Source organism: Halomonas sp. WWR20 (assembly GCF_054602495.1).
In genome coordinates, this window is the sequence record NZ_JBTRHR010000001.1 from 107,600 (window position 1) to 125,174 (window position 17,575).

A 17,575-nucleotide genomic window follows, 5' to 3' on the forward strand; every position below is an offset into this window, starting at 1 on the left:
GGTCGAAAGTACGCTTTATCAAGCGCAATGCATTTAGATTTTCTATATAAGCGTTAATTTAAATTCTAATTTAAAAACCCATTAAGGCTAACCGGCAGGACATACTCGCCGTAAGGCCAGCTCGGCGCCCTCTTCGAGTTCGGCGACGATATCGGCCAATGGCGCTATCCGAGCCGCCAGGCTCACCCCCTGACCGACTGAGAGCGCTCCCTGCTGCCAGTCACCGCTGGCATAGGCCGCCTTGCCCAGCGTACCGCGTACATGGGGAAGCAACTGCTGGATATCGTTAACCCCTTCTCGCTCCAGCGCCTGTACCGTCTCGGTCGTGGCATTGCGTAACACGCGCATCGTGTTGCGCACCGAAGACATGATCAGCGTAGTGTCCCCCGCCTGAGCATCGATCAGCCGTTGCTTATAGGCATCATGAGCGGGGATTTCTGCTGCGGTGAGAAAATGCGTGCCGATCGCCACACCATCGGCGCCCAAGGCCAGCAAGGCTATGATCTGTTCTCCCGAGGCGATTCCGCCACCCAGCGCAAAGGGAATGCGCAGCGCACGGGCGGCAAGGATTCCCTGCACCAGGGTCCCGACAGGGGACTCGCCGGGATGCCCGCCACACTCGGCGCCGACCAGAGTGACGGCATCGACACCTGCCGCCTCGGCCTTGAGCGCGTGACGAAGCTGAGGCACCTTGTGAATGATCTTGCAGCCACTGGCCTTTAGCGACGCCACATAGGGAGACGGATCACGTCCCGATGTTTCGACCATGGCGATGCGCTCATCCTGGATGAGGCTCATGACCTCATCGGTACGATCTCCTGGCAGAAGCTTGGGCAGCATGGAGACGTTGACGCCGAAGGCTTGCCCATCAACCAACTCCCGGCAGCGCTGAATTTCGTCTCGCAGCGCATGAGTATCGGCAAAACTGGCGGCCGTGATGAACCCCATCATGCCACCGTTGACCGCCGCCGCAACGTAGTCCGCATTGGATAACCACTGCAATCCAGTCGCCATGATCGGCAACCGAGTTCCCAACAAATGGGACAACCGAGTTTCGCGCCAGCCAGGAGTCGCCATCGCTACATTCCTTGGGTCATGTGCCAGTGCCGTTCAGCACTGACTTAACAGAAAGGGGATTCAGAACACCATCTTGTCATGGCCGACAGCGGCTGGCTGATCAAAGCTCGCCCGCTGATTCAGCCATGGGGGCACTTAAAAGCATCGATAAACGAAATGCTGTTTCGCATTTAAAACACAGCGCTTATCGCGGGTCAATCGTCCCGTGAAAGATCAGCCCACCGTGACGCCGCCACAGACAAAGAGCGTCTGGCCGGTAATGAAGCCACTGCGCTCATCACAGAAAAAGCTTACCGCCTGAGCCACATCCTCGGGCTGCCCCATGCGTTTCAGTGGGATATTGTCGATGATTCGGCGAGCGCGTTCGGAGTCAGGCGGGTTGTTCTGCCAGAAGGCAGTGGTCGCGATGGGGCCCGGCGCCACGCAATTGACCGTGATGCCGTCAGCCGCCAATTCTAGTGCCCAAGTGTGGGACATGGCCTGAAGAGCGCCTTTGGTCGCGCTATAGATACTGCGCGCCTCCTTGCCCAGCACAACCCGGCTGGTATTTGTGACGATACGTCCGAAGCCCTGTTCACGCATGACGGGAACGACAGCCTGGGTACACACCAACGCGCTGCGCACGTTCAGCTCCATAAGTGTCGAGAAATCGTCTAGCGTCGCCTCTTCCAGCAGCGCCGGACGTACCAGACCGACATTGTTGACCAGCCTGGTCACCCGGTGCTCACGGGCCAGTTGCGAGACCCGTTCGCGAGTCTTCTCGGCATCGCGTAGATCCAGTAGGTGAAACTCACTCAGCGAGTCCGCTTCGGGTGCCAGAATGTCTAACACGATGACTCGGTATCCATCCTCCTGCAGCCGCAGCGCAATGGCTTGGCCAATATTGCGGGCGCCCCCGGTCACAATTACGCAAGGCCTGGACATGGCATAAGACTCCCCTAATAAAATAATGGCGACATTAAACTAAAGTTCAACCACGCCCTGTACTGAACCCTGCCAGTACTCATGTTGCGCGTTTCATTTTTAATTTAACGTTGCAGAGCCTACCCCATAACGTTCATGTAGCCCACCGCCGCAAATAAACCAAAGTCTTATTGCCAAAATTTTAAACTTACCTCAAACCGAATGACGCTTGAATTGCCTTCTCGGTCCCCTTTAAATTAAGCACGCTATCACGAACATAAATTCGGAAAGTGAACTTTTTCCGGCAAAGACCCAAACAGACGGTGCTTTATAATGAAAAGAGTTCTGACACGCTTAGCCAGCGTCGTAGCACTAGGTGTAGCTACCACCCTACCTCTCGCTTCGCCCAGCCAGGCCGCCGATGAATGGCCTACCGACACGATCCGCCTCGTAGTGCCCTATTCTGCAGGCGGCACGACAGACATTCTGTCACGCAAGGTGGCGGACCTGCTGCAAAAGGAGCTGGGCACCGTCGTGGTCGAAAACCGCCCAGGCGCCGGCTCGACCATCGCTACCGGGCAGCTGGCCCGGGGCGGGCGCGATGCGGATCACACCATCCTCATGGCCTCTCCGGGTCACACTATTGGTCCGGCCATTTACCCCAACCTGCCCTATGACCCCATCGAAGACTTCCGCTTTATCCGCAACGTCATCGAAATCCCCAATGTCATGGTGGTGCCGGCAAACAGTCCCTATGACAGCGTGGAGGAATTCATCAACGCCGCCAAGGAGCAGGAAATGTCCTTCAGCTCCAGCGGTGTCGGCAGCTCGATTCACATGTCCGGCGAACTGTTCAAGACACTCACCGATACCCAAATGGTGCACGTGCCTTTCCGGGGCAGCGGCGAAGCCCTGCCGGCACTGCTCAGCGGCGATGTCGATGTGTCGTTCGAAAACATGCCGACCGTGCTGCCCCACATCAAGGCCGGCAAGCTCAAAGCCCTAGCGGTAACCTCGGCCGAACGGTCCAAGTATCTACCTGACGTGCCGACCTTAAGTGAAACGGGCGCCGACGAAGATCTGAAAAATTTCACCACCAATGCCTGGTTTGGCCTGATTGCCAACAAGTCCATGCCCGACGTTGCCGTAAACCGCCTTCAACAAGCGCTGGACAAGATCATCGCAAGTGAAAGCTTCCAATCCTTCCTGCCTCAACTGGGGGCTACCGCAGCCGATGAAGCCGGCGAGGATTTCCGCGCTTACGTCAAGACCGATCTCGAGCGCTGGAGCGAAGTTGCCGAGCAGGCAGAAATCAGCAACTGAGCGAGCCGCAGGGGGGAACTCCCCCCTGCTCTTCTAGTGGTGGAGTTTTTGCATGCCTACGTCCAACCCCGGTACGGCCAGGGCCCGGCTCACATGGGTGAATCTCAACACCCTGCTGGGCGCCCTGCTGTTTTTCATCTCGATCGTTTTCATCTTTTATCTGGTTCCGCAATACATCAACGAGCCGCCACGCCTCAACAACCCCATGCTGTCGCCCCGCTGGCTCCCCGCCGTGGCAGGCTGGATCGTCCTGGTCTTGTCGGTACTGCTGTTCATCGAAGGCTGTCTGGCCCCGCCACTTGCCAGCGGCATCGAGCAGGAGCGGGCTCCCGCCCAGCGCTGGTTGTTGCTGGCCGTAGCGTTGGCCGTGTACATGCTCTGCTTCGAACTTCTCGGCGCCATGGCCGCCGGTATCGTGGCGACGCTGATTCTTTTTGCCGCGCATCCTATCCGTCAGCCGTGGATCTATCTACTCGGTATCGTTCTACCGGTTGCCGTCACGTTGCTGTTCGTTCATCTGCTCAATGTGCCGCTGCCTGTCGGGCAGGTCTGGGAATGAGCCTGTTAACACCGCATAACCTCTATCTCCTCTTCACGGGTTATAGCTCTCTACTCAGGAAGTTTTGTTATGGATAATTTTCATGAGGTACTCGAGCTGTTCCTGAGCGTAAACAACTTCATTGCCATCGCAGTGGGGGTTGTCATTGGCGTGGTGGTGGGCGCGATTCCCGGATTGACTGCTACCATGGCCGTGGCTTTGGCGCTGCCGTTCACCTTTGCACTTGAGCCGATTACTGCGATCCTGCTGTTGGTTGGCATCTATAAGGGCGGCATGTATGGCGGCTCGATTACCGCCATCCTGATTCGCACTCCCGGGTCGCCCGCCTCTGCCTGCACACTGCTCGACGGCTATCCGCTGGCACAACAGGGCCACGCCAAGAAGGCGCTCAAGACCGCTCTCTACTCCTCCTGCATTGCCGATGTCATTTCCAACATCGCATTGATCTTCTTTGCCGCCTACCTTGCCAAGATTGCGCTTAACTTCGGGCCACCGGAGTTTTTCTGGCTGATCTGCTTCTCGCTGACCATTATCGTATCCATCGCCGGCGAATCGGTTCTCAAGGGTCTAATCGCCGCCAGCCTGGGCATCATCGTCTCGACCATTGGCCTGGACATGGTCTACGGGACTCAGCGGCTGACATTCAATAACTACAATCTGATGGACAGCATCTCCTTTGTGCCTTTGCTGATCGGCCTCTTCGCTATTCCCGAGGTCATTGATTTTTATGTCAAGAAAGCCCAACCGCATATTCGCTCCGCCGTGACCGGCAGCGGCCTGTCATTCAAGGAACTTAAGCGCTGCATGACCACTATCGTGCGCGGCAGCCTGATCGGCGTCATCATCGGCGCCATTCCGGGAACAGGCGCCACAGCAGCGGCATTCATCTCCTATGGCGACGCCAAGCGCCGTTCGCCGCGCAGCGCCAACTTCGGCAAGGGAGAGATCGAAGGTGTTGCCGCCTCGGAAGCCGGCAACAATGGCGTTGCCGGGGCCACGCTGATTCCCCTGCTTTCTTTGGGAATTCCCGGAGACGTCATCACCGCCATCATTCTGGGCGCCTTCATGATCCATGGCTTGACACCGGGCCCGGTACTGTTCCAGGAGAACCTGCCGCTGATCTATGCGCTGTTCTGCGGTATCTTGCTGAGCTCGGCAGTCCTGCTGGTGGTAGGCAATGTCGCTATCCGTTATTTTTCGCTGATCGCCGACATTCCCAAATCGATATTGCTGCCTATCGTATTGATGTTCTGCGTTTACGGCTCCTATGCCGTCAATAACAATACCTTCGATATCGGCCTGATGTTGCTGTTCGGGCTGGTCGGGTTCATCTTCAATCGTACCGGCTTCGCGACTGCACCGTTTCTTATCGGCTTCATTCTGGGGCCGATGTTTGAGGACAATCTGCGCCGCACCCTATTGATCGGCAGTGGCGACCCGACCTTCTTCTTCCGCGGTCCGATTACTTGGTTCTTCATCGCATTGACCTTTGTCTCTCTGGGCTTTGCGGTGCGCCGTTACTGGAAGGAAAGCCGTGAGCAGGCCAGACAGAAGCGGCTCGCCGAACATACCTGAAGCGTCTATTCACCGGCAGGATGCATGCATGAAAGCCATTGAAATTACTCGATACGGCGGCGGCCCCGAGGTACTAAGGCTGGCGCAGCGCCCGGTCCCTCGTCCCGGCTCGGGAGAGATACTGATCCGGGTAGCGGCGTCGGGGATCAACCGCCCCGATGTCTTTCAACGCCTGGGCAATTATCCTGTCCCGCCGGGAATCTCGGATATTCCCGGGCTGGAAGTGGCCGGCGAGATTGTCGAAGGCGACCTCTCCCACCCCGACAACCGTTGGGGCTTGAAGGTGGGAGACCGTGTCTGCGCCCTGCTGCAAGGCGGCGGTTACGCTGAATTGTGTGCCGCCCCGCTAGGCCAATGCCTGCCGGTGCCGGAAGGGCTCAACGATATCGAAGCAGCAGCACTGCCCGAAACGTTCTTTACCGTATGGAGCAATGTGTTTGATCGTGGCGGGCTAGGCCAGGGTCCGCATGGTAAACATGAGACTCTGCTGGTCCAGGGCGGCAGTAGCGGTATCGGCACGACGGCGATTCAGTTGGCTTCAGCTCTCGGCTATCGGGTCCTGGCCACCGCCGGTAGCGCGCAAAAGTGTCAGGTATGCGAGGATCTCGGCGCAGAGCGCGCTATCCATTACCGTGATGAGGATTTTGTCGATATCGTCAAGGCCTCGACCGGACGGGGCGCGGATGTGATTCTGGACATGGTGGGCGGCTCTTATGTGGCTCGCGAGCTGGAATGCGTCGCCGACGACGGCCGTATCGTGCTGATTGCGCTGTTAGGGGGCGCCAATGCGGACATCCCTCTGGGCGACATCCTGCGCCGGCGTGTCACGCTTACCGGCTCAACGTTACGCCCGCGGCCCGTCGCCTTCAAGGCAGCTATTGCAGAAAAACTGCACGCCCACGTGTGGCCATTATTAAGCGCCGGAAAGATCAGGCCCATTATCGATCGCGTGTTACCTGCTCCTCAAGCGCGAGAAGCGCACAGCCGTATGGAGTCCAGCGAACATATCGGAAAAATAATATTAACGTGGTAAGCACTACTTTTATTTTTATTAAAGCCCGTCGATCATCCACGGGCTTCTTCTAAATTCATTAAGATCCTCTGCTATTCATTTCATTCGCGTCACACTCAATAGCCGCCACAGGGATTTCTTTTCCCTACCTTGCGCTATCGCTCTGCAGACTGGACCTGCTTCAGATCGTCCAGGAACCCCCTGCATCTTGCACTTAAGCGTTAAACGGAATGGCTGGGCGATTCTATCGGGTGATCCTCTGTCTCCGTCCCTCCTACCCCTCACTTACCTGGCTTCGTTCGCCCTTTCAGGCAAGACGGAGGTATCTCGCCTCGATAATGTCAAAATTATCGATTAATAAAACGTCAATTCGCATAGCAGAATTAGATTGACAAAACATGAGCTTGATGGCATTGAAGCACTAGTGGCAGTGATCATAGGTAGTATATGTCTTGATTTTGGGGTTGATCACCGATGAACTGGAACACATCAACACCGACCCTGGCCATGTCAACAGAGCCGTCTGGCATTCTCGCTCTGGAGGTCAACGCTTCGAAAATGGCAACATGACGGTGTCAGACATTGCGTTTCGCGCAGCCGAACGTAGCTCTCAGCATTATAGAATGGCTCGAAAGGCAGGTAACGACGCTTGAACAAAAACATTGAGTGGCGGTTTGTACATAACGCGAACCGACGATTTTAGGATCCATGGGGTATACATGAACAAGTCATTGAGCATAGACGACCAAGCTGCAAACGCCAAGGATCGCAATTTCGTCACCGCCCTCTCGCGAGGCCTGGAACTACTTCGAGCTTTTGGTGCCGGCGAAGAATATCTGGGTAACGCCGAGCTTTCCAGCCGCACCGGTATTCCTCGGCCGACAGTGTCACGCCTCACTTATACATTGACACAGCTGGGCTATCTTCAGCATAACGAACGTCTGGAGAAGTATCGGCTGGGCGCCGGGGTGCTGGCTCTTGGCTATCGATACTTGGCCAGCATGGGCATACGCGATCTGGCCAGACCGCATATGCAACGACTCGCTGACGCGACGGATTGCATGGTGGCCTTGTGCAATGAGGATCGCCTAGCCATGACTTACATCGAGGTCTGCCAGGGTAGTGGCCCCTTGGTGATGCGGCTCGAAACCGGGTCGCGCATTCCCATGGTGACAAGCGCAGTGGGACGCGCTTGGCTATGCGGAATTACCGAGACACGACGGGAGCAGGTACTACGCGACTTACGCAAACGCGACCCCGACAACTGGCCTGCCGTTGAACAGGGCATTCAGGAGGCCATGAAGAGCTTTGCCAAGTACGGATTCTGCACTTCCGAGGGTGACTGGGAACGCGAAGTCAGTGGTGTCGCGGTACCGCTCGTGCTCGAAGATGGTGCCGAAGTCATGGCAATCAATTGTGGCGGTTCGTCACTGCGCCTGAGCCACCGGGTCCTGACTGAAAATCTCGGCCCCCGGTTGCGTGACCTGGTGAGCGAAGTCAAGGCTTCGCTGAACCCCGTTTCCCGCATGTAGGAACACGACTTACCACGCCTGAAAGCGAGCCCAGGTTGGCTCGCTTCGCCCGCCCAGTCGAACTCTGGCGACGCCACACGCACTCTTCCCGAGTCTTGATACGCTCATGACTTTTTCAGGCAGAACTTAGCAAGCCGTTTCTTGATCACTGAAGGTCGTGCTGTCGACGCGCCTCGAATATAAAATCGTGAAGGCGATCAATGCGACGTTCAGTATCGCTCCCGAAAGTGCAAACAAGGCGACGGCAGCGATATCATCTTTCATGAAATAAAACCCTACGCTCAATGCCCCAAAGCGGATCACCATGCTGACCATTTCGTAAACAAGAAAAACGCCCTGGAGCTTAAGCACCGGAAGCGAACTCACGGCCGGCCGATTCACCAGGCCGAAAAAGAGCCACACGCTTAGCCAGCGGGCATATTCGCCAGCCATGCTCCACTCATCGCCGAATACCAGGCCGAAAAGCCAGGGGCCAGCCAGCATGACCACCCCGAAAGGCACGACGCCCAGAGCCAGCAGCGCCACAGTCGCTTGGATAAGCAGTTTCGCCAGATTCTCGCCATTTTTCTCCGCCGCACTGATGCGCGGATAGAAGACGTCTCCAATAGACTTGCTCAGCAGTTGCGCGGGCGCACCCAGCGCTTGCCTGGCGAGGGTGTAGAACCCCGCCGCAGCGGGCCCGAACAGACTGGCCAGCATCAGTACCGGCAACCCCTGGGATAGGGCGTTGAGAAACACCTGCGGCGTCCTGTACATGGGGAAATCGACGTAACGCCTGGCCAGATCCTTCAGCGAACGACTCTCGCCTTCTTCGTCTGCCGCTTCTCCCGCCGAAACCTTGCCCTGAAGGGCATACTTCATGAGGATGAAGACATGGAACGCCGTGCCGAGTACGGTCAGGATGATCAGGGCAAGTGCCGTCGGGCCGAACAGCCCCACACCGACTTTGCTGCCGTTCAGCACCAGCGCCTTCGCAATCAACGCCTTGGCCGTCGCCTTGTAGTGGCTCTTCCTGATCAGCCACTGTTCGGCGATCTGGACTCCTGCCATCAGCAGCATAGCGAGAGGCAAAAACGCCAGGAAAGGCGACAGCGTTTCGGCCCCCAGTAGTGAAACGATGTCGTGGCCCCACAACAGCAATATCAGGCTTGCACCCAGTGCAGTAACCACAGCGATCAGTGCAGCCAGTCTGACCAGCCCCAAGGCCTGTCCGTCGTGCTTGGGCAGGACGATGGCCACCGGGTACGTCAGCGACGCCAAGGGCGCCAGGATTGCCACCACCGTCATGAACGTACCGAGTATGCCGATGACATTCGGGTCGTAGAGGCGCGTAATGACCGGCGTCAAGCCTAGAGTGATGACCTGCGAAAGCGCGGCACCCGAGGCCACGGTCGCCACATTGCGAACAAACGTCTTTCTTGCCAATCGGGCCAGCAACTGCTGCATGATATTGACCGTTTATTATTGCTATGCAAATTATGAAGCAGGCCCGCGACCGTTCAAGTGCCGCTCGATGCGTGCTTGCAAACGTCCCTTTGCTTTATAAAGATTGCAGGTTTGGTGCCGCTTCGGTCAGGTGCAGAACTCGCTACGCTAACACACAACCGCCACGCTCTAGAACGTGGCGGTTGTGACTACAGGATTCCGCGATATCTCGAGTCGTATCAGTGGTAACCTTCATCGGCACGCACCTTTCCACGGAAGACCCAATAAGACCAACTCTGGTATCCGAGAATGATGGGGATGACGAACAGCGTTCCTACCAGCAGAAACAGTTGTGATTCCGGCGCAGAGGAGGCATCCCACAAGGTGTAGTCGGGTGGAACGACATAGGGCCAACGGCTGACCAGCAGCCCCAGATAAGTGAAGATGAACATGCTCATCGTGAAAATGAACGGTAATATCTCACGCCGGGCCCTGACTGACCAGAAAAGCGCTGCTGCGCTGAGTATCGCCAGTGCCGGCAGAACCCATATCACGTGAATGTTGCTGAACCAGCGCTCCCAGACACCGGAGTCGATATAAGGAGTCCATAAGCTGACGAGGGCGAACACGACCAGCACTACGCCGAGAAGCTTCGGTACCAGCCCGTAGGCCCACTCCTGCACATGCCCTTCGGTCTTCATGATGATCCAGGTCGCGCCCAGTAGCGCCAGGCCCGCCATCATCCCGAGGCCGGTCATGATCGTGAAAGGCGTCAACCAGTCGAAGGGGCCACCCGCGAAGGTGCCACTCTCCGTCTTGAAGCCCAGTATGTAGGCGCCTACCACCGCCCCCTGGGCGAAAGCCGCCACCGCAGAGCCACCGGCAAAGGCGATGTTCCATAACTTGCGCGAACGCTGGGCCTTGGAGCGCACCTCGAAGGCCACCCCTCGAAAAATCAGCGCTGCTACCATCAGGAAAACCCCGATGTACAAGGCAGGCAGAATGATCGTGTACACCAGCGGAAAGGCCCCCAGTAGAGCGGTACCTGCCAGGACCAGCCAGGTCTCGTTACCATCCCAGATGGGGGCCCCGGTGTTCATCACCACATCACGGGCCTCTTCATCGGGAGCAAAGGGAAACAGGATCCCCATTCCCAGCACGAAGCCATCCAGCAATACATACATGATGATGCTAAAGGCGATGATGACCGCCCAGATCATCGGCAGACCGGACATGTCCATGAGTTACCCCCTCCTAGATGCAGTGTTGCCAGCAGCAGATACATGAGAAGGCAGCGATGCCGATGTCGGCACTGCGCCATGGCTCTCGCCCTCCTGCATACCCTTACGGATGACCCGAGTGAGATAATAGATTCCAGCCCAGAAGATCACCGCGTAGACGGCGGCATAACCGAGCAGAGTAAACAGCACCATGCCACCGGTCAGCGACGGCGTGACTCCCTCCGCCTGGCTCATCATACCGTAGACTACCCAAGGTGCCCGCCCCGTCTCGGTGGTAATCCAGCCTGCCAGCAGTGCGATGAATGGCGCCACGCTCATCAATCTCAATCCTTGCAGGAAGAACCGGCTGGTATAGATCTTCCCACCGCGCCGCAGCACCAGACCCGCCACGGCAAACACGATCATCAGCACGCCCAGCGCCACCATGATGCGGAAGCCGTAGAAGGTGAACCAGACAGGCGGCTGTTCGTCACGCGGAATCTCGTTGAGCCCTGGCAATTCACCATGCGGGTCGTGGGTCAGGATCAGGCTCGCCAAGTAAGGAATACCGATCTCGAAGCGGCTGGTCTGATTGTCCTGATCGGGAATCGTGACCAGCAGCAGCGGCACCGAGGATTCTGTCTCCCAGATCCCCTCGATGGCGGCGATCTTGCTCGGCTGATGCTCCAAGGTGTTGAGACCATGGAAATCACCGATTATCGCCTGAGCCGGGGCGGCGAACAGCAACAGCCACAAGGTCATCGACAATGCCTTCTTGTTGGCTTCGACGTCATGGCGACGCAGCAAGTACCAGGCACTGACCCCCGCGACGATAAAGGCGCCGCACAGGAAGGAGGCCATGACCATGTGCATGAGACGATACGGGAAAGAGGGATTGAAGATGGCATCCATCCAGGACGTGACATGGAAGACACCATCTCGCAGTTCCACCCCGGCCGGGGTATGCATCCAACTGTTGCCGGCGAGAATCCAGAAAGACGAGATCAGCGTACCAAGCGCGACCATGAGCGCGGCGAATAGATGCACACCAGGCGACACGCGGTCGCGGCCGAAGAGCAGCACACCGAGAAAACCCGCTTCCAGGAAGAAGGCGGTCAGCACTTCGTAACTGAGCATGGGCCCGAAGAAGTTGGCTGCAGCCTGGGAGAAATTGCTCCAGTTGGTGCCGAACTGGAAGGCCATCACGATACCCGACACCACCCCCATGCCGAAGACCACGGCAAACACCTTGGTCCAGAGCATCGAGAGGCGCTCCCAGGCCTGGTTACGGGTCGCGACATATAGCCCTTGCAGAAGCGCGACGAACGATGCAATGCCGATCGAGAAAGCCGGAAAGATAGCATGAAATGACACGACAAACGCAAACTGCAGTCGCGACAGCAATAGGGGATCAAGCTCCATGGATAACTCCTTGCAAGCCCATGAATATTTTTGCCGCTGCCACAGCGGCAAGAGGAATCTCCGCCCACGAGGCCATGCTCGCCCCCTATCGGTGACATCTAAGGCGATTGCACCAGATCGTCGGCGCCCATATGCTCGCTTCTAAGATTCATCTATGCCATGCCGCGGCAATAAGTATCGTACGGTTTCTCGGCCTGCTGCTGAAGAAGCAAGACTCCCCTTCGGGTGTGTCTTGTTGCCGCAGGAGAATCCAGAAGAAGGCTTCCCGCTTCCTACTTGGACATCAAGAACTGACACACCCGTCTCACAAGCCGTCGAGACGAGGTGTTCCGCGCCCTCTAAGCGTAGAGCGTGACGCCAGTCCTCCGCCAGTCTATTACGCCGGGATTTCAGACGCCGCGCTCAGCAATGACCGTCATCACCAGATAAGCGGTATAACCGATGAACGTGGCCAGCAATGCAGCCCCCTCCCAGCGGTTGATACGCCCCTGACGGCCTTTCCAGCCAATGCCGAAGAACATCAGGGCAAGCGTCAGTCCCGCCATGACAGGCCAGTCACGCATGAGAACTTCACTGCTGCCGGTCTCGATGGGGGTAATCACGCCGGCCAGGCCGACAACGGCCAGGGTATTGAACAGGTTGGAGCCCACTACGTTGCCAATGACCATATCATGTTCGCGTTTCTTTACCGCGCTGATCGACGAGGCCAGTTCCGGTAACGATGTCCCAATGGCCACTACCGTCAGACCGATGATCAGATCGCTGACGCCGAATCCTTCCGCGATGCTCACCGCCCCCCAGACCAGCAATCGTGAACTGGCTATCAACACCAGCAACCCTACCACCGTCCAGATCACCCCACGCTTGAGCGACATGGGATGGGAGTCGAGGTCGGCCTGGGTCTCGGCAGCGATGGGATCGTCGTTTTGCTGTCGGGCCTGCCATATGCTGTAGCCCAGAAAAGCCACCAGAATAGCCAGCAATACTCCTGCGTTGAGACGCGACACCGTACCATCCATCAGCACCCAGGCAGAGAGCAGCGTGACGCCCGCCAGCACGGGAAGCTCCTTTTTCAGTACCTGAGAGTGCACGCCCAAAGGCACCAGCAGGGCAACGATCCCGAGTATCAACCCAATATTGGTGATGTTAGAGCCATAGGCATTGCCCAGCGCGAGCCCAGGATTTCCCTGAGCTGCAGCCAGCACCGACACCATCAGTTCGGGTGCCGATGTGCCGAAACCGATGACAATCATGCCGATCAACAACGGTGGTAGCCCTAGATGGCGCGAAGTAGCAGCGGCACCATCGACGAAACGGTCCGCGCTCCATACCAGCAGTGCCAGCCCAATCCCTATGGCAATCAAGGCGATCAACAATGTGTTTCTCCTGCGCAGTACATGAGTGAAAATCAGCTCCGCCCTGTCAGGCAATCCGGATCAGGACACGTCCCTGAAGATAGATGTCCGGCCCGCAAAGGCAACCGAGCAAGGCGTAATACTCTGACATGGCGCGCATTCTAGCCGGATTTTACGGAGACAGTCGCCATAGATGGTGTCAGACTGCTAACCTTCATTCTTGCATGTATGACGAGCTCATCGGATAAGTCCCCGGTAGCATAGCTTTTCAATGCTGGGCTCATACGAGGGATACCGGCAAACAGGTAAAGGAACCGGTTTCACATCGAGGAACGTTACAATTTGGTAGACACCGCACTTTCTTCATCCGCCCCATCGGGCTTATCAGGTGCAGCAACCCGCGGTGCGTCAGTGTCACGCCGGCGTTTGCGGGCCTGCCAGCAGTGCGATCTGGTGACATCTCTCCCGTCACTGCGGACCGGCGAGAAAGCTACTTGCCCCCGCTGCCATCATACCCTGGCCCGGCGCTTTCATCGTCCTGCAGAGCGGAGTCTGGCACTGGCAATGGCGGCATTGATTGCACTGGGACTCGCCGTATCCTTTCCTTTCGTCAGTTTTGAAGCGCAGGGCGTCAACAACCGCATCGAACTGACCGAAACCGCCACGTCGCTGATCGGCTTTCACGAACCCATCGTAGCCATCGTGGTCCTGCTCACCGTGGTAATTCTGCCCATTTTTTATTTACTCGGGGTGATCTGGCTACAGATTGGTCTATTGCGCCGCCGGCCGCTGCCACGTAGCCGCCAGATAGCACGTTCGCTGGCTCACCTCACGCCTTGGATGATGGCCGATGTCTTCGTCATTGGCGCTCTGGTCAGTCTGGTCAAGGTTGCCGGCATGGCCGACATCGGGCTCGGCCCGTCATTCTGGGCGTACTGCATTTTCGCCCTGCTGCTCTTGATGACCAATCATTCCCTCGATGAAGACTGGATGTGGTTCTCGCTGGCCAGCGAGCCCCTGGCACCCGAGGGTGCTCGAACCGGTGAAACGGCAGCGCCGCAACGCCTCACCGGCTGCCCGACCTGCGGCCTGCTCAATCGCCTCGGCGAAAGCTGCCACGGCTCGTGCCAGCGCTGTGGCGAGCACCTGCACACCCGGCAGCCATATACGTTGCAGCGCACCTGGGCGTTACTGATCGCTGCGGTAGTCATGTATATTCCGGCTAACCTCTACCCGATCATGACCACCACCACATTGGGAGAAGCCACACCTTCGACCATCATCGGCGGAGTGTTGATCTTTCTGCAGGGGGGCGACTGGCCAATCGCGCTGATCATCTTCACCGCCAGTGTTGTGGTGCCGATAGGCAAGATATTGGCGCTGGCCTGGCTGTGCATTGCCACGCGTCGCGGTGCCCCCACGCTGACTCACATGACCCGGATACGTCTTTATCGGCTGACCGAGTTCATAGGTCGCTGGTCGATGATCGATGTTTTCGTCGTAGCCATACTCGTTGCTCTGATCCATGCCGGCGCCTTGATGTCAGTTACACCGGGCCCTGCAGCCCTTGCCTTCGGCTCGGTGGTGGTCATCACCATGCTGGCCGCCATGAGCTTCGATCCGCGCCTCATCTGGGACGCCCCCTTGCACATGTCCCATACAGGGCCGCGTGTTTCGGCACACGACTCGTTACCTACCCAGGATGTCCATGATGAATGACACTTCACGCCGTGCCATACGTCAAAGGCAGAATCGTCTGTCGCCGATCTGGATCGTGCCACTGGTCGCTGTGCTGATCGGGCTATGGATGCTCTATGACAACTACGCCAGCCGTGGCCCCGTGATTACGTTGATCATGGAAAATGCCGAAGGCATCGAAGCCGGCAAAACGCTGGTCAAATCGCGCAATGTCGAAGTCGGCCGCGTCACGGCAGTCGAGCTCTCAGAGAACTTTACGCATACCATCGTCACCGTAAACATGAATCAGGGCACCGAGCGGATGCTCAACGATCAGACACGCTTCTGGGTCGTCAAGCCGCGCATCGACCGGGAGGGTATCAGTGGTTTGGGCACCGTGCTGTCAGGCGCCTACATTCAGCTGTTGCCCGGCCATGGGGATGAGTCCCAACGCCACTTCGATGTGCTGGAACATCCTCCGGTCGCCCCGCAGGATGCCGAGGGGCTACGCATCAACCTGATCAGCCAGTTGGGCAACTCCCTGCGAACCGGCGATCCGGTAACCTACCAGGGCTATACCGTCGGACGTGTCGAGGACACGGACTTCGACCCGGGAACCCGTGAAATGCGTCACCGACTCTATATCCAGTCGCCCTATGACGTACTGGTAACCGATACCACGAGGTTCTGGACCGCATCGGGTATCGGGCTGCGCCTGGACTCCGAGGGTTTTCGGGTCAATGTCGAATCCTTCGAAACGCTACTCAGCGGCGGCGTCACCTTTGGTGTGCCCGAGGATGTCACCATGGGTCACCCGGTCGAGCCCGGCGAAACCTTCACGCTTTACGACGATGAAGAAAGCGCCCGCCAAGGGACTTACAATCGCTATATAGAATACGTGCTGCTGGTCGACGACAGCGTACGCGGATTGAGCCGTGGCGCTCCGGTGGAATATCGTGGCGTGCGTGTGGGAACCGTAGTCAGCGTGCCCTGGCATTTCACCGCGCCCCAGCCCGATTCGCTGCAACGCTTTGCGATTCCGGTACTCATCCACCTCGAGCCGCAGCGGCTCGAGGATAGCGACACGGAATACAGCATCGAACAATGGCGTACCCGGATCGGCCGCATGTTCGAGCACGGTCTGCGCGCCTCGCTCAAGACCGGCAACCTGCTGACCCAGGCGTTGTATGTGGACCTCAACTTCCAACCCGAGGCGCCTGAATACACTCCCACTGCGTTCGAAGGCAAGAGCGTTTTCCCCACCACCTCGGCAGGCCTGGCCCAGATCCAGCAACAGGTCACCGAACTGCTCGAGAAACTCAACGACCTGCAGGTCGAACCGGTTCTGGACGAGCTCAACGGCACGCTGCAGGCATCACAGGCTACGCTGGAGGAAGCGCAAGCCACTGCGGCGTCGCTCAATGCCCTGCTGAGCGACCCGGCATTCCGCGATATGCCCAGCAGCATCAACGATACTCTCAAGGAGTTGCGTGGAACGCTGCAGGGCTTTTCTTCCGACTCCCAGGGCTATCAGGAGCTGGTCGGCACGCTATCCAGCCTCGAGACTCTGCTACGTGACCTACAGCCGGTGGCCCGCACCTTGAGTGAACAACCCAACGCCTTGATCTTCGACAAGCGCAGCAATGAAGATCCACTACCGAGGGCCCCGCGATGACAGCGCCGATCTCCTATGCCCGCTACCGTGATGTCGGTACACGCCGAGTGCCGCTTGTCGGGCCAAGACACGCATGGCTCACCATGACCTGCGTCGTCCTTTTGTCGGTCATGCTGAGCGGCTGCGCCGGTTCCTCGACGTCAGCGTCACGCTATACCCTGCCCGCCGCCGGGCAGGGGGTGCAATATTCGACACCAGCGTCCCGCACCCTGATTCTCGAGCCCATTCGCGTTGCCCCTTATCTCGACAGTGACGGTATCGTCATGCAACTCAGCGATATCGAGATTCACCAAGCCAGCAATCATTTATGGGCCGAAGATCTCAACCGTCAACTCGAAAGGAGTCTGCGTCATCATTTGAGTCTTGCACTACCCGAGGTTCGTGTGCTGCGCGAAAATCGCGGGGCGGATGCGGAACAGTCGCTCAGTGTCAGGCTCGACGTGGAAAATTTTCAGGGACGCCATGACGGTATGGCAGTGGTCAGCGGGCAATGGCAGTTGCGCGATCCCAGCGGCCGGTTGCTCTCGCTGCAGCACTTCGACATTGAGCGCGCCCTGGATGCGGACGGCTATCCTGCGCTGGTCCGTAGCCTGGGGAGCGCCTGGCAGACGGTTGCCGAGCAACTCGCAGATGAAATAGCCAACCAGCCGTCCCTGTAGTGCGATCACCCTCGCATCGCCGAAACTTGCCTGCGCGGGGTTAGACAAAAGATGCATAAGTTACAGAACTCTGGCATCATGCCGGGGCGGCTTACGACCAGTCACCTCGCCGCTTCCATTCCAGGCGCGTTTTTGTTCCCGCCCTGATTCCTGTTTTGAAA

At 57.8% G+C, this 17,575-nt stretch carries 14 protein-coding genes; 8 read left to right on the forward strand and 6 right to left on the reverse strand.

Going from position 1 to position 17,575, the window contains the following annotated elements:
• Positions 1 to 87: 87 nt before the first annotated feature.
• Complete coding sequence (locus tag ACW4DH_RS00455; RefSeq protein WP_459634383.1) at positions 88 to 1,077, reverse strand: NAD(P)H-dependent flavin oxidoreductase; 990 nt, start codon at positions 1,075 to 1,077, stop codon at positions 88 to 90.
• Positions 1,078 to 1,290: 213 nt separating this feature from the next.
• Positions 1,291 to 2,001 carry an SDR family NAD(P)-dependent oxidoreductase gene (locus tag ACW4DH_RS00460; RefSeq protein ID WP_459634384.1) on the reverse strand — a complete coding sequence of 237 codons (711 nt, stop codon included), beginning with the start codon at positions 1,999 to 2,001 and terminating at the stop codon, positions 1,291 to 1,293.
• 312 nt (positions 2,002 to 2,313) lie between these two features.
• Between ACW4DH_RS00460 and ACW4DH_RS00465 the strand changes: the two genes are divergently transcribed.
• The 5 genes from ACW4DH_RS00465 (at position 2,314) to ACW4DH_RS00485 (ending at position 7,981) form a co-directional block, all read left to right on the forward strand.
• Entirely contained in the window at positions 2,314 to 3,303 is a 990-nt protein-coding gene (locus tag ACW4DH_RS00465) for a Bug family tripartite tricarboxylate transporter substrate binding protein (RefSeq protein ID WP_459634385.1), read from the forward strand.
• Positions 3,304 to 3,355: 52 nt separating this feature from the next.
• On the forward strand, positions 3,356 to 3,862 hold the full coding sequence (locus ACW4DH_RS00470; protein WP_459634386.1) for a tripartite tricarboxylate transporter TctB family protein: 507 nt from the start codon (positions 3,356 to 3,358) through the stop codon (positions 3,860 to 3,862).
• A 69-nt stretch (positions 3,863 to 3,931) separates the two neighbouring features.
• On the forward strand, positions 3,932 to 5,437 hold the full coding sequence (locus ACW4DH_RS00475) for a tripartite tricarboxylate transporter permease (protein ID WP_459634387.1): 1,506 nt from the start codon (positions 3,932 to 3,934) through the stop codon (positions 5,435 to 5,437).
• A 28-nt stretch (positions 5,438 to 5,465) separates the two neighbouring features.
• Positions 5,466 to 6,470 carry an NAD(P)H-quinone oxidoreductase gene (locus ACW4DH_RS00480; protein WP_459634388.1) on the forward strand — a complete coding sequence of 335 codons (1,005 nt, stop codon included), beginning with the start codon at positions 5,466 to 5,468 and terminating at the stop codon, positions 6,468 to 6,470.
• 698 nt (positions 6,471 to 7,168) lie between these two features.
• Positions 7,169 to 7,981, forward strand: a complete 813-nt coding sequence (locus ACW4DH_RS00485) for an IclR family transcriptional regulator (RefSeq protein WP_459634389.1) — start codon at positions 7,169 to 7,171, stop codon at positions 7,979 to 7,981.
• Positions 7,982 to 8,107: 126 nt separating this feature from the next.
• On the opposite strand, the gene ACW4DH_RS00490 is transcribed toward ACW4DH_RS00485, so the two are convergent.
• The 4 genes from ACW4DH_RS00490 to ACW4DH_RS00505 form a co-directional block, all read right to left on the reverse strand.
• Positions 8,108 to 9,427: a lipopolysaccharide biosynthesis protein gene (locus ACW4DH_RS00490; protein WP_459634390.1), complete on the reverse strand. Its 1,320-nt coding sequence runs from the start codon at positions 9,425 to 9,427 to the stop codon at positions 8,108 to 8,110.
• A gap of 218 nt (positions 9,428 to 9,645) precedes the next feature.
• Positions 9,646 to 10,647 carry a cytochrome d ubiquinol oxidase subunit II gene (gene cydB / locus ACW4DH_RS00495; RefSeq protein ID WP_459634391.1) on the reverse strand — a complete coding sequence of 334 codons (1,002 nt, stop codon included), beginning with the start codon at positions 10,645 to 10,647 and terminating at the stop codon, positions 9,646 to 9,648.
• A 3-nt stretch (positions 10,648 to 10,650) separates the two neighbouring features.
• On the reverse strand, positions 10,651 to 12,048 hold the full coding sequence (locus ACW4DH_RS00500; RefSeq protein WP_459634392.1) for a cytochrome ubiquinol oxidase subunit I: 1,398 nt from the start codon (positions 12,046 to 12,048) through the stop codon (positions 10,651 to 10,653).
• 389 nt (positions 12,049 to 12,437) lie between these two features.
• Entirely contained in the window at positions 12,438 to 13,424 is a 987-nt protein-coding gene (locus tag ACW4DH_RS00505) for a calcium/sodium antiporter (protein WP_459634393.1), read from the reverse strand.
• A 390-nt stretch (positions 13,425 to 13,814) separates the two neighbouring features.
• On the opposite strand from ACW4DH_RS00505, the gene ACW4DH_RS00510 reads away from it, so the two are divergent.
• From ACW4DH_RS00510 to ACW4DH_RS00520, 3 genes are read left to right on the forward strand one after another with little or no spacing between them, the layout of a single operon-like run.
• Entirely contained in the window at positions 13,815 to 15,122 is a 1,308-nt protein-coding gene (locus tag ACW4DH_RS00510) for a PqiA/YebS family transporter subunit (protein ID WP_459634394.1), read from the forward strand.
• Entirely contained in the window at positions 15,115 to 16,755 is a 1,641-nt protein-coding gene (gene pqiB / locus ACW4DH_RS00515) for an intermembrane transport protein PqiB (protein WP_459634395.1), read from the forward strand. Before ACW4DH_RS00510 ends, pqiB begins: the two co-directional genes overlap by 8 nt.
• On the forward strand, positions 16,752 to 17,414 hold the full coding sequence (locus ACW4DH_RS00520) for a PqiC family protein (protein WP_459634396.1): 663 nt from the start codon (positions 16,752 to 16,754) through the stop codon (positions 17,412 to 17,414). Before pqiB ends, ACW4DH_RS00520 begins: the two co-directional genes overlap by 4 nt.
• Positions 17,415 to 17,575: the final 161 nt, after the last annotated feature.

Excerpts from the sequence above, each read along its gene's own strand:
- pqiB (WP_459634395.1), top strand. The coding sequence starts at position 15,115 with ATGAATGACACTTCACGCCGTGCCATACGTCAAAGGCAGAATCGTCTG.
- ACW4DH_RS00465 (WP_459634385.1), top strand. The coding sequence starts at position 2,314 with ATGAAAAGAGTTCTGACACGCTTAGCCAGCGTCGTAGCACTAGGTGTA.
- cydB (WP_459634391.1), bottom strand. The coding sequence starts at position 10,647 with ATGGACATGTCCGGTCTGCCGATGATCTGGGCGGTCATCATCGCCTTT.
- ACW4DH_RS00520 (WP_459634396.1), top strand. The coding sequence starts at position 16,752 with ATGACAGCGCCGATCTCCTATGCCCGCTACCGTGATGTCGGTACACGC.
- ACW4DH_RS00480 (WP_459634388.1), top strand. The coding sequence starts at position 5,466 with ATGAAAGCCATTGAAATTACTCGATACGGCGGCGGCCCCGAGGTACTA.
- ACW4DH_RS00470 (WP_459634386.1), top strand. The coding sequence starts at position 3,356 with ATGCCTACGTCCAACCCCGGTACGGCCAGGGCCCGGCTCACATGGGTG.
- ACW4DH_RS00500 (WP_459634392.1), bottom strand. The coding sequence starts at position 12,048 with ATGGAGCTTGATCCCCTATTGCTGTCGCGACTGCAGTTTGCGTTTGTC.
- ACW4DH_RS00490 (WP_459634390.1), bottom strand. The coding sequence starts at position 9,427 with ATGCAGCAGTTGCTGGCCCGATTGGCAAGAAAGACGTTTGTTCGCAAT.
- ACW4DH_RS00475 (WP_459634387.1), top strand. The coding sequence starts at position 3,932 with ATGGATAATTTTCATGAGGTACTCGAGCTGTTCCTGAGCGTAAACAAC.
- ACW4DH_RS00485 (WP_459634389.1), top strand. The coding sequence starts at position 7,169 with ATGAACAAGTCATTGAGCATAGACGACCAAGCTGCAAACGCCAAGGAT.
- ACW4DH_RS00460 (WP_459634384.1), bottom strand. The coding sequence starts at position 2,001 with ATGTCCAGGCCTTGCGTAATTGTGACCGGGGGCGCCCGCAATATTGGC.
- ACW4DH_RS00455 (WP_459634383.1), bottom strand. The coding sequence starts at position 1,077 with ATGGCGACTCCTGGCTGGCGCGAAACTCGGTTGTCCCATTTGTTGGGA.